Source organism: Anaerohalosphaeraceae bacterium (genome assembly GCA_037479115.1).
In the GTDB taxonomy this organism is placed as follows: Bacteria; Planctomycetota; Phycisphaerae; order Sedimentisphaerales; family Anaerohalosphaeraceae; genus JAHDQI01.
Genome location: JBBFLK010000001.1, coordinates 90,516 through 102,354, shown reverse-complemented (window position 1 = coordinate 102,354; position 11,839 = coordinate 90,516). Strand labels below are relative to the sequence as shown.

General features: G+C 57.0%; 9 protein-coding genes and 1 tRNA gene. 3 read left to right on the top strand and 7 right to left on the bottom strand.

The genetic code is table 11. The features are described from left to right. The 6 genes from WHS88_00450 to WHS88_00425 all read right to left on the bottom strand — a co-directional run. On the bottom strand, positions 1-1,521 hold a 1,521-nt coding region (locus WHS88_00450), incomplete at its 3' end, for a hypothetical protein (GenBank protein ID MEJ5258641.1). Positions 1,522-1,717: 196 nt separating this feature from the next. Next, positions 1,718-2,572 (bottom strand): ThuA domain-containing protein, encoded by an 855-nt coding sequence (locus WHS88_00445; GenBank protein ID MEJ5258640.1) that lies wholly within the window; start codon positions 2,570-2,572, stop codon positions 1,718-1,720. A 213-nt stretch (positions 2,573-2,785) separates the two neighbouring features. Continuing rightward, positions 2,786-2,859: transfer RNA gene (locus WHS88_00440), tRNA-Val, on the bottom strand. Positions 2,860-2,967: 108 nt separating this feature from the next. Next, positions 2,968-3,639, bottom strand: a complete 672-nt coding sequence (locus tag WHS88_00435; GenBank protein MEJ5258639.1) for a DUF4956 domain-containing protein — start codon at positions 3,637-3,639, stop codon at positions 2,968-2,970. 33 nt (positions 3,640-3,672) lie between these two features. Next, complete coding sequence (locus WHS88_00430) at positions 3,673-4,464, bottom strand: VTC domain-containing protein (GenBank protein ID MEJ5258638.1); 792 nt, start codon at positions 4,462-4,464, stop codon at positions 3,673-3,675. Next, positions 4,461-6,551: a CotH kinase family protein gene (locus WHS88_00425; GenBank protein ID MEJ5258637.1), complete on the bottom strand. Its 2,091-nt coding sequence runs from the start codon at positions 6,549-6,551 to the stop codon at positions 4,461-4,463. The genes WHS88_00430 and WHS88_00425 overlap by 4 nt, the downstream gene beginning before the upstream one ends. A 192-nt stretch (positions 6,552-6,743) precedes the next feature. On the opposite strand from WHS88_00425, the gene WHS88_00420 reads away from it, so the two are divergent. Together WHS88_00420 and WHS88_00415 are read left to right on the top strand one after the other, a co-directional pair. Then, a complete protein-coding gene (locus WHS88_00420) occupies positions 6,744-8,021 on the top strand; it encodes a response regulator (GenBank protein MEJ5258636.1) in 1,278 nt (425 codons plus the stop codon). Beyond that, positions 8,018-9,799 carry an ATPase, T2SS/T4P/T4SS family gene (locus WHS88_00415; GenBank protein ID MEJ5258635.1) on the top strand — a complete coding sequence of 594 codons (1,782 nt, stop codon included), beginning with the start codon at positions 8,018-8,020 and terminating at the stop codon, positions 9,797-9,799. Before WHS88_00420 ends, WHS88_00415 begins: the two co-directional genes overlap by 4 nt. Before the next feature lie 9 nt (positions 9,800-9,808). Here the strand turns inward: WHS88_00415 and WHS88_00410 are convergent, their stop codons facing one another. After that, positions 9,809-10,222, bottom strand: a complete 414-nt coding sequence (locus WHS88_00410) for a hypothetical protein (protein ID MEJ5258634.1) — start codon at positions 10,220-10,222, stop codon at positions 9,809-9,811. A 338-nt stretch (positions 10,223-10,560) separates the two neighbouring features. Between WHS88_00410 and WHS88_00405 the strand changes: the two genes are divergently transcribed. After that, positions 10,561-11,769 (top strand): type II secretion system F family protein, encoded by a 1,209-nt coding sequence (locus WHS88_00405; GenBank protein ID MEJ5258633.1) that lies wholly within the window; start codon positions 10,561-10,563, stop codon positions 11,767-11,769. The last annotated feature ends 70 nt before the right edge of the window (positions 11,770-11,839 follow it).

Below are 11,839 nucleotides of genomic sequence, written 5' to 3'. Positions count from 1 at the left end.
CTGAAGACCGGCCGCCTCCTGCTGCCGAGCCCGAAGCTCTTCAAGTTCCTGCTCGAACATCTGCCGGGCCTGCTCGGCCTCGTGCAGCCGGGCCGTCAGCGTATTGCATAGCGTCCGCTGCTCCTGCAGCTCGGTTTCGAGAGCCGCCTTCTGCAGAGCCGACTGCTCCTGCCCGCTGTGAAGCATCTCCTCCAGATGACGAATCCGCTGACGGGCCTCGTCCAGTTCCCGGCTCAGCCGCTCGGCCGCCTGCCCGCGCTCCTGCGCAAGCACCTGCTGGCTCTGCAGTGAAGCAATCGTCCTCTGGGCCTCGAGCAGCTCCTCCCGGGCGGCCGCCAATTCCGCCGCCTGTTTGTCCTGACTGCCGGCCAGCATCTCCTGCAGCTGCTGAATTGTCCGGCGGGCCTGCTGAAGTTCCTCCTGCACCGCCTCCAGACGCTGCTGAAGACCGGCCGCCTCCTGCTGCCGAGCCCGAAGCTCTTCAAGTTCCTGCTCGCTTCGGCCGCTTCGAGCCGCCAATTCCTCCAGCTGCCGGTTTGCCTCCGCCAGCCGTGCCTGCATCGAAGCATATTCTTTCCTCATTCGGCTGTGCGTTTCCTGCAGGTCATCCAGCTCCAGCGACAGCTGGTCCCGCTGCTCAGCCACCTTCTGGAAGAGCCGCTCCTGCTCGGTAATCTTCTGCTGAAGCCGTGCGGTCTGTTCATCGGTATTCTGATAATGATTCCGAAGGGCTTCCTCCAGCCGGCAAGCCGCCTGCCGGGCTCGCGACAATTCCTGTTCCAGCAGACTGATTCGCTCCTGCTGCTGGGCGGTCTGGTTCCGCAGAGCACGCATCTGCTCCGCCTGCTGCCGGGCCGATTCCTCCTGCAGACGCACCACATCGATCTGCCCGCTCAATTCGGCCACGCGGGTCCGCAGCGCGTGATTTTCCTCCTCGAGCTGCCGGCAGGTCTGCTGCACCTGTTCCATCTGAGCGGTCTGCTCCTGATGCCGTCCGAGCAGTTCATTCATTCGGTTTTCCAAAGCGGCCAAAGCGGCCTGCTTTTCTTCCAGGGCCGCCTGTTTTTCCCGCAGGGCCTCACCAAGGGCATCCTGACTGCGGCCGGCTTCCAGCTGATGAATCCGGGCCGCCTCCTCCAGATGAAAGATGCGGGCGCGGGCTTCCTCCAGCTGCCGCCGGAGCGATTCTGCCGTCTGATGTGTCTGAGCTGATTGGGTCTGATGAGCCCGCAGCCGTTCCAATTCCTCCTCCTGGCGGGCTTTGTCCGCCTGAAGTGCGGCAAACTCGCGAGCCAGCTGCGCAATATAGGCATCCTGCGAGGCACAGGTCAGCGACAGGTTTTCCTTCTGCTGCTCCAGCCGAGCCAGTCTCTGCCGGGCCTGATGCAGCTGCTCTTCCAGCACCGCTGTCTGACTGGACGTGCCGCCGGAGTCTTCCGGCGCCTGCAAACTCGGCTCGCTCATCCATTCCATCGCCTGGCGGACTCGGCTTTTTCGGCTCAGTATCTCTCTGGTATCCATCCGAACGCCCTCACACAAAATCCGTTTTGCCGCTCGTCCGATAACTCGTCCGGCGGTGTTTGGCCTGCAATACGGCTACCTTGTTATCTTCGCCGTTTGGTGTGCGAAAACATTAATTCTGAGGGCAGTTTTTTTGCTGTGTCCGATAACCGCCGAAGATTCGTCCGATAAGAATGCCGCCCGGAACGATGGCGAGTTATTTAGCGGGCACAAGCGAACGGCTTCGCGTCTGTGTTTCTGTGGGGAAATCCTCCGGCACTTCTTTGAGCGCAACCGTGCCGGAGGCGGCCCATTCGGTCCCGCGCTGCAGCGTCACAATAAAGCCGACACACTGCATCGAGGCCGTATCGTGGCCGAGTGTGGTATGAAAGATGCGTCCCTTTCCGTAGGAAATGGTAAACAGACACAATTCATCGCGACCGGTGCCGCGCTGTGCAGGACTTTGCCAGCCGGTCGCCAGGACATGCAGATTCACCGCCGGTCCGCGCAGTTTGCTGTACAGCTCATCGCAGCAGTGGAGCCAACGCGTCGGCAGACCGGCCGTAATCGGATGATTCGGGTCCCGGATTGTCACCACCCAGTCAGCTTTCTGACCATGATAGCCCGCCGGACCGGGGGAGGTGTCATACACCAGTTTGCCGTCCTGCCACCAAACCATCGGGCCTGCTGTTTCATTGCGTCCGCCCCAGCCGCCCAGCCCAATCATTTCGTTCCACTCGGGCCAGTCCGGAAAGGCATTGTCCGCCGCATGCACCACAACCAGCCCGCCGCCCTGCCGCATATAGATGACAAAGGCCTGTTTGGTTTTTTCCGCCCAGGCATCGCCTTCATAATTCATCACCACGACATCATAATCCGAAAACGGCGGACAAACATCCTCATTGGGCCGGCCTTTCGGCGGGAAGGTAAAGACATCGACGGCAAATCGCCCGCTGGATTCGAGAATGGCCTTCAGGACAGGGGTCGTTTCCTGCCATTTGTGGCCCTCAAAGACCATCTGGCCGTCGATGATGAGGGCTTTCATCTTTGGGACGGGTTTTTCGCCATCCATCGGTTTATCCGGCTGTGCCAAAAGAGTGCCAAAAAAAGAAAAGAAACCCAGAGCTGCTGCCGCAAACATTTTTCGTCCAACCATTGTCTGCCTCCCGAAATTGACCGGCCTGTTCTGCTCGAACCATCATGCCCTTTGATTGTACGATGCCCCCAGAAAAAAGGAAAGAAAAACCTCATTTCCAAAGCCGAAAATGAGGTTTTTGCCCCGAAATGGGCGGTACAGGACTTGAACCTGTGGCCTCCAGCGTGTCGAGCTGGCGCTCTAGCCAACTGAGCTAACCGCCCTCACCTAAGTCTTTACAAACAGGCCATATACACGATTTTCTGCTTTTTGTCAAGCAGGAAAACCCTCTTTGCCTGTTTTTCTCAATCTAATAAACAAGAGCGAATCCTTTACGCACCGCCGAGGAAGATTTCGACAGGCGTACCGGCGGCGATGCCGCTCAATTGCCGCACAAAGCCGGCGCGGTCAAAATCCGCCCGCTTTCGGAACTGATACTGCAGCGACACCCGCCCGTCCATCACCGAAAGCGTTTTTAAGTGCAGGTTGTCCACCTGCCCGCGGAGGAACGCTTCCAGCGGCTGCTGGAGCCGGTCAAAGGCCTCCTTGTCCATCGACAGGAGCAGATGGCTGAACCGCCGCAGACAAAACCGCCGCTTCAGCAGCGCCTGCGCCGTCAGCGTCAGAAACGCCGCCGCAAACAGCACAATCACAATCGCATAGGTGCCGGTGGCAATCCCAATCGAAGAGGCAATCAGCAACAGGAGAAAACCAATTTCCGCCGAATCCTTTACGGGCGTGCGAAACCGCACAAACGATAGCGCTCCCAGCAGTCCCAGCGACAGCGGAATGGAACTTTGTATCCCCAGAAACAGCGCCGTAATCGCCGGTCCGCCCAGCAGAAACGCCCGGTCCACGCCCGCCCCAATCGTCCGCGAGCCGTAAAACAAATGATACATCCAGTACACCGCAACGGAGGCCGCAAGCGACGCAGCCATCGGAATCCACAAATCCGAAACCGTCAAATCCAGCGATTGAAACTTCAGTTGAGCCGCCAGCATCATCTTTTTTTCTCCTATAACGTTCCTGTTGGGTTTTTATTTTAAATCATTCCGCGAAGCGCGCCCGGACAGCATTGTTTGTCCGAACGAGCCCGGTTCTTCCAAGTGGGCCGCCAGACAGCAGGCGTATTTCGAACAGCGTGTCCAGTCCGTCTCCAGCAGGGTCAGGGACCGCAGCGGTTCACTCAGCTCCGCTGAACGTCCCTTGACTTCCACAACTGCTCCTTCCATTCGAAGCGTCTCTTCCGAGCCCGACCAAACCGAATCGGCCGGTGTGGACTCAATCCGCCAATCCAGCGACACACGGGCTCCGGTCATCAGGTCAGTAAATCGAAGCCGATGGTAGGAAATCCGAATGACCGGCAGCAGCCGTTCCGTTGGAAAGACGCCGAATTGAGCCAGTGTATTCAGCAGCACCGGAGCCGGCAGGATTCCTTTTTTCCACTGTTCTCCTCGAAGTGTTTCGACCGGCACGGAAAAGACCTGCCGCTTTTTTTGTCCGGCAAAACCGTTTTTGATTTTTAATTCCGCAAAAACTGCTGCATTGCCTTCCTGCGGCAGCGGCTCATACCAGCGGATACGGATTTTCTTCCGATGCCGGCTGCCCTGCTGCGAATCCTCATAATCCTCCAAATCCTCCGTATCGAAATAAAGGGAATGAATCACCCCTTTCGGATACTGCCGGTCCGGCGGGCAGCAATGCCGCAGCAGACCCGCCGCCCACTCAATTTTTCCCTCCGGAATAAAAAATTTTCGTTCCATTCGCCAGCCGTCCAATTCGCTCGTCTGCTCGGCCGGCCTTCTGAAAAAATTCAGAAATCCCTTCATCGATTGCCCTCCTGTATCGGCGGCATTCCCGGAAATCTCGGCATCATCTGCTGACGCTCCTCTTCGGTCGGCCTGGAGGGGATTTCCCCGCTCAGCTGTCTGCGGACGGACAGCCGCCGTTTGGCGATAAACGATTTTAACCCCGGGGCCTGCATTCCGGGAGGGCCGCCGAATCCGGGACCGCGCCGTCCAAAGCCGAATCGCCCGCCGCCGGCAGCTCTCTCCTCCGGAGCCGGCCGCTGACCCTGGGGCTCCATCGGCCCGGGCGGATTCTGATTGCCCGCCGGCGGCCTCATCCAGCCGCCCCAGCCGCCGCCGAAAGCAGAACCCTCATTGAGCCCTTTTTCAAAATCCTCAAGCGTGAAAAATTTCAGTTCATCTTTCTCCACATACGGACGCACCAGCGCCGCCAGACGGTCAATCCGCTCTTCTAATACTCCCTCTGCAAAGGGGCCGTCCAGCAGGTCTTTTAAATACTGACGGTATCGCTCCCTGTAAGGGGGATAAGACAAAAGGCGATACACCAGCGGACGGGATTCAAAGAAATTGATCACCGGTTCGTCAATATAAAAATCAGCCGCATCCCGCACAAGTCCCATTCCAAAGGTCCCGAAGGTCATATTCAAATCCCACGGCAGAATCGTAAAACGTCCGTTCGTCTCGTACAGATAATAATTGTGCCCCATCCCGATATAGTTGTCCAAATGCACAATCATCACGGAAACCGCCAGATACCGCAGCACCTGGTCCACATCCAGCACCTTCTCAATCTCCTGCGGGAAGGTCTCATCGGGGCACTTGTTCAGAACCTCCAGCAGTCGAAACAGAGCCGTATGGTCGGCCTTGTTTTCGTTGGTTTTCAATCCGACGGCATCCAGAAGATTCCCCCATCGAAACCCGGGTCCGCCGCCCAGACCCGGCGGTCCGCCGAATCCTCGGCCTCCTCGGCGTCCGAAGCCCATCGGAGGATTATTCGGGTCAAATCGTCCGCCCGCCGCAAACGGAGGCGGCATTCCCGGCCCTTGCGGGAAAACACCCGGCGGCCCCATCGGGGGTCTCATTGGATTATTCGGGTCCGCTCTGAATGCACCGGGCGGCCCCCAAAAACCGCCCGGAGGAGGACCGAAAGGCCCGGCAGGCGCCGGAACATTCCCTGGAGGAAACGGACGATTCGGGTCTGGAACAAATCCCCCCGGAGGAGGTCCGCCAAATCCGCCTTGCGGCTGATTTCCCGGATTGGGACCAAATCCCCCTCCGGGTCCCGGCCCGCCGAATCCCCTTCCAAAAGGCCCGCCAAACGGCCCGGCGGCCTGTCGGCTGAGCAGTTCCTCCAGCGGAGTATTTTCCCGCTCGAGCAGTTCGAGCAGGTCGCTGAGCCGTCTGCCGCCCAGGCGCACCGCCAGCGGGTCGTTGGGATTTTCCCGCGAGGTGAAAAATGGATTTTCCGCCTGTTTGTCCACATCTTCCTTTGTCCAGTTCAGCAGCGCCGCTCCGATTTCCGGCTTGTACAGATTGCCGTGCGGATTGTCGAAATGTCGAGCCAGAAAGGTTTTATCAATCGCCTCCACCTGGGTATAAAGCCCGAGATGCTCATTATTTACATATACATCTGCAAAGGCACATCGCGGGGTCGGAAGTCCCATCTCTTTGAAGATTTCGTAACTGAGCACTTCCCGAATAAAGGTCGGGTCTGAAAACCCGTTGTTCAGGCACAGCTTTTTGACTCCATAGAAAGTCTGAGCGCTATTAAAAAAGTTAAAATCAATCTTCAGACTCAATCGCTTCGAGCCGCTTGCCGCCACCGACATTAGGGAAGAGTTGCCCTTGGGGCGAACGGCCACATTCGAAAACTTTCGGCCGTCGAACCAAAAATCGGCCCGGACATATTTTTCGGACATCGGATTGGCCAAAAGCCATTTCCAATCCTTCTCGGCCATAACAATCCGGACCGTTCTTACCTGCTGCAGGTCAAACGGATTCACATCCCTGGAGGGGCTTAAAAAACCGCTTCCACAGATAAGAAGAGCTGTCAAAACCGCCAAAACGGCTGAAAGTCCGATAAAAATTGTCTTTTCCGTCTTATCCACAACTCCCTCTATACCAGAAATTGCCGGCCGAGAACTTCTGCAGCGAATCCTGACCGCTCATTTGAACTTTCTTCTGCCGCATTATTTTTTCGTTAAACACAAAGAGAAGAACGCCGAAAAAAAAACAGATATTGCCGTCTTACACCGAAAAAGACTGCGAAAAATAGGAGAATAAACAGAACCCTAAAAAACATGGCCATAGAAGACTTGAAAAATCCTGTTTTATCCGCTTTGCCCGCCGAATCCTCGTTCCAGACGGCTGTGGACAGAGAGAGTTTTTCCGCCGGCTTATTCGACCAGCTGGCTTACCAAATCCGCACGTTATCTAATGCCGTTATCGGCTTTTGCAATCTATTGGCTGCTGAAGACTTAACCGACACCCAGCGGGAATATGTCGCCGAAATCCACCGAGCCGGAAAAGGGCTGTCCTGCATTGTCAATGATGTCGTGGACTTCGTACGGCTGGAAAGAGGCACACTCAAGCCTAACTTTGCAGAATGCGACCTGGCTGACCTGATAGAAGAAATGGAAAGCATTCTCAGCCGAGCCGCCGTCAGCAAAGGGTTGTCTTTTTCCATCACCGTTGAAGAGAATGTGCCCGCCTTCCTGCGAACCGATCGAGCCCGTCTGATGCGATGCCTGCTGAATCTGGCCGGCAACGCCATTCAATTTACCCAGCAGGGACAAATCGAACTTCGGGTGAGGATGGATTCGCTCGGCTCTCAGTCCGTCATTCGCTTTGACCTGAGCGATACCGGACTGGCAATTTCAACAGAGCATTGGTCTGAACTCTTCGACCCCACTCGGCAGGCCGGGGGATTGACCGCAGGCATTCTTCCGGGAGCACACGGATGCGGACTGCTGCCGATGACCCGCCAGCTGGTGCATCTGCTGAACGGACAGCTCGAAATCACATCCAGACCGGGAGCCGGGTCAACCTTCTCGATTGTGCTTTCGGCGGAACCGGCTGTTCAGAAATCCCGGATGCTTTCCTTCCCGCCTCATCCGGAACAAAACGAAAGGCACGAAAATCTCTTTGAGAACAAACGATACGTCGGGCGGGTGCTGCTGGTCGAAGATGAAGAATCCAACCGAACGGTGCTGACCCTGATGCTCGAAAATCTCGGTTTGGACGTAACGGCCGTCGGCAGCGGTCAGGCGGCGGTGAAGACGGCCTGCCGAATTGACTTCGACGTTATCCTGATGGACATCCAGCTGCCGGACATCAGCGGACTGCAGGCTGCTCGACAGCTGCGGGAGATAGGGCTTCAAACTCCGATGATCGCTCTGTCAGCCGGAACGTTTGCGGAAGGCCAAGCTGCTCTGTTCGAGGAGCTTTTTGACGCCTTTCTGGCCAAACCGGTGGACGGCCCCCAGCTGGCGGATGTGCTTCAGCCGCTGCTGCCGTCGATTCAAAAATCTCAGACACAATCCATTGTACAGAACCTGGAAATTCAGAAAACAAAATGAAACCGCAGAATCCGGACATTTCGACGCTGTCGCTGGAAGGCCCTCAGCCGAGCACAGGCCAATTCGGGGAATGGCTGCTTGAACAGGGATTGCTCTCGGCAGAAACGCTGCAAAAAGCCCTTGAGTCCCAGAAAACCGCCGACAAGCGGCTGGGCCAGATTCTGGTGGATATGGGCGTTCTGACGGATGTACAGGCCGCCCAGGCCCTCGGAAAATTCCTGAATGTCGATTTCATCCTGCTGGATGATTTGTCCATCGTTCAGATGGACGTGGCCCGCAGCATTCCGGAGACCCTGGCCAGGCGCTTCTGCGTCGCTGCCGTTCGGGAAGGCCCGCAGGGAATTGAGCTGGCGATGGCAGACCCGCTGAATGTGATTGCCCTGGATACGGTTTCGTTCAAGCTGAAAAAGCCGGTCAGGCCGCTGGTGGCTTCGGAAAAACAAATTCTGCATCTGATTGACCAGATTTACCACGGCAGCGACCTGGACCAGCAGCAGATGCGCGACCTGGTGGAACTGGAAATCAGCACAGAGGATGAGGAGGAAGAAAGCTCTCAGACGGCCGGCCAGATTATCTCGGAGGCGGAGGCGGAAGAGGCACCGGTCGTTCGCTTTGTCGATTTGATGCTCAGCCACGCAATCAAAAGCCGCGCCAGCGACATTCACGTAGAGCCGCAGGAGCACGGAATGACGATTCGGATGCGGGTGGACGGCATTTTGACGGAAATGGTTCCGCCGCCGCGGAAGATGCAGGCCGCCGTAATCGCCCGCCTGAAAATCCTGGCGGAAATGGACATCGCCGAGCGGCGGCTGCCGCAGGACGGCCGCTTCAAAATCAAACGCGGCAAGGGCCAGCCCGACATCGATGTGCGGGTCAGCGCCCTGCCGACCATTTACGGTGAAAAAATCGTCCTGCGAATTCTCGACAAGTCCGCCGTCAATCACAACCTCGACACCATCGGTCTGGAACCCAAACTGCTCAAGCAGTTCAAGCAGATTCTGAATCTGCCGCACGGCATCATCATCGTCACAGGCCCCACCGGAAGCGGCAAGAGCACCACGCTCTATTCAGCCCTGAATGCACTGAAAGACCCGCGGAAAAACATCACAACCGTTGAAGACCCGGTGGAGTACCGCCAGCCCGGCATCAACCAGACGCAGGTCAAACCCGAAATCAATCTGGATTTCGCGCTCTGCCTGCGGGCGATTCTGCGGCAGGACCCGGACATCATCCTCATCGGAGAAATCCGCGACAAGGAAACAATGGAAATCGCCATCAAGGCCTCGCTGACCGGGCATCTGGTTTTGAGCACGTTCCACACCAACGATGCTCCCAGTGCCATCAGCCGCTTGATTTATATGGGGCTGGAGCCCTATCTGCTGGCCTCGTCGCTGAACCTGATTCTGGCGCAGCGGCTGGTTCGAAAAATCTGCGACAAGTGCAGTCAGCCGGCCGTGCTCAGCGAGGAGTTAATCCGACGGCTCAAACTGACGCCGGAACAGCTGGCCGCGGCGGACCTCCGTCAGGGAATCGGATGCAGCCACTGCAACGGAACCGGCTATCGGGGGCGGCTGCCGATTTTCGAATTTCTGGTGATTGACAATGAAATGCGTCAATTGATTGCCGCCGGCGGAAAGGAAATGGAAATCCGCGCCCTGGCCCGTTCGCGCGGCTACGGCGACCTGCTCGAAAGCGGCATCAAACGGATGCTGGAAGGAAAAACCACGCCCGAAGAAGTCCTGCGCGTCACGTTCTCTGAGGCCGTAGCGGAAGAATAAAGGACTTGCTCAGCGGCTGCGCCACAGGTACGCACGTCGGCTCTCAGTTCTGCGGGTTCGAAAGCGCCTGAGAAACTGAACGGCAATCCAGTCCGCCGTCAGCATAGCTGTCATCACACCCGCCAGAGCCAGGAAAATCACCGAGACCCACCAGTTCGGCCAGTACATTATCGGCACAACCCGGACAAATTCGGGACGATAATGAGCCAGAAGCCCCAGCGCCCCGACTACGCCCAGCAGCAGGACAGGAACACGCAGCCCGTTGAAAACAGCCGCCCATTCTTCCCGCACCCCGCCGCGGGTGCGAACAGGACAGAAACTCCGTCGAGGCACACTCTGCAGAACCGAATAATCTTTCAGCGGCTCTCTGTCTGAAAGACCCGGCTTGAAATGACCCAGTGTGAGTCGAATTTTTCTTTTCATACATCCCCCATTTTTTACGGCTGCTTTCTATACGTTTATTGTATCCATTTGTGCCGTTTCAATCAAGAAAAACTTGTAAGCTCTCACGGTTATAGGACGTGTCGTGCGTCTTCCAATTAATTGCACCCTCTTTTTCCTCCGACGGCTGCCGGCTGTGTTTTCGGATTCGAACCATTTCCGCTCCTTTCTCCGTTTTCTGCTTTCTCAAAACGGCTCTTTATCGGACTCAGGATTCTTCCGGAGCGGCCGGACAGCCCGCCGGAGCGTTTTTTCACAAAAGCGGCCCTTCCAAAATGCCGACCCTCTCAACAAACCAAATTCCAAGAGGACCGTGCGCAATGCAGACGTTTGAATATGTAGCGTGGGATACAGCCGGAAACTGCCGGGAGGGAATTCGCCAGGCGCAGTCCCGTCAGGACCTGCTGGCCCAGCTGCGGCAGGAAAACCTGACTCCGGTTTCCATTGCGGAAGTGCTCCCGGAAACCAAAGAGGACGTGCACACAGCCGGGGCACGGTACCGTCGGGTGCGCTCGGAACAGATGGCCACCTTCTGCTGGCAGCTGGCGACGATGCTCGAAGGCGGGCTGTCCGTCACCACGGCCATCCAGACGATTGCGGAGGACCTGACCAACCCGTATTTTGAGTATGTCCTGAAAGACATCGCCGCCCGGCTGGAAACGGGGGAAACCTTTACCGACAGCGTGCGGGCCCATCCGAAAGTCTTCAGCCGGCTGGCCTGCTCCATCATCATGGCCGGCGAAACCAGCGGCTCGCTGTCCAACTCACTCCGCCGGCTGGCGGATTATTATCAGGAACGGGACAAACTGGTCCGAAAAGTCCGCGGAGCGATGGCCTATCCAATCTTTGTGGTCTGTTTCATTGTCGTGATTGTCGTGGTACTGATGACGCTGATTGTCCCGCGCTTTCAGGTGATGTTCGAGACCTTCAAAGGCGAACTTCCCGCCTTTACCCGCGGCTTTATGGCCGTCTATCACGGAATTGTCAATCACATCCTGCTGATTCTGATAGCCCTGGCGGCCCTGATTGCCGGTGCCGTCATTGCCTCCAAAACCAAATCCGGCCAGGCGGTTCTTCATCGGCTTGAACTGAATCTGCCGCTGCTGGGGCGAATCAAGCGGATGGCTTTTATCTGTATGTTCTGCCGGACGCTGGCCTCGCTGGTGGCGGCGGGCGTGTCGATTCTGGATGCCTTTATTATTCTGGCGGACATGACCCCCAACCAGCTGCTCCGAAACGGAGTCCTGCTGGCCCGTCAGAAGATGACCGAAGGCACTTCGATGGCCGACAGCCTCCAGGCCTGCGGTCTGTTTCCCGGCGTGGCCGTCAAAATGGCTCAAATCGGCGAACAGTCCGGCTCCCTCGTGCCTGTCCTGGAAAAAACCGGCGATTTTTATGCCCGCAAGGTGGACGAGCTTGTTTCGATGATGCTCGGGCTGCTGGAACCGATTTTGATTGTCACCGTCGGAGCCATTGTGCTGACCGTTTTGCTGGCAATGTATCTGCCGATTTTCTCCATGTCCGTCTGAGGTTCGAACAAACGTGGGTCTCGAACAGGATTTCGGGACAAAAAAAATAAAAAATGTACATTTTTTAGGA

Excerpts from the sequence above, each read along its gene's own strand:
- WHS88_00445 (MEJ5258640.1), bottom strand. The coding sequence starts at position 2,572 with ATGGATGGCGAAAAACCCGTCCCAAAGATGAAAGCCCTCATCATCGAC.
- WHS88_00435 (MEJ5258639.1), bottom strand. The coding sequence starts at position 3,639 with ATGATGCTGGCGGCTCAACTGAAGTTTCAATCGCTGGATTTGACGGTT.
- WHS88_00430 (MEJ5258638.1), bottom strand. The coding sequence starts at position 4,464 with ATGAAGGGATTTCTGAATTTTTTCAGAAGGCCGGCCGAGCAGACGAGC.
- WHS88_00420 (MEJ5258636.1), top strand. The coding sequence starts at position 6,744 with ATGGCCATAGAAGACTTGAAAAATCCTGTTTTATCCGCTTTGCCCGCC.
- WHS88_00415 (MEJ5258635.1), top strand. The coding sequence starts at position 8,018 with ATGAAACCGCAGAATCCGGACATTTCGACGCTGTCGCTGGAAGGCCCT.
- WHS88_00410 (MEJ5258634.1), bottom strand. The coding sequence starts at position 10,222 with ATGAAAAGAAAAATTCGACTCACACTGGGTCATTTCAAGCCGGGTCTT.
- WHS88_00405 (MEJ5258633.1), top strand. The coding sequence starts at position 10,561 with ATGCAGACGTTTGAATATGTAGCGTGGGATACAGCCGGAAACTGCCGG.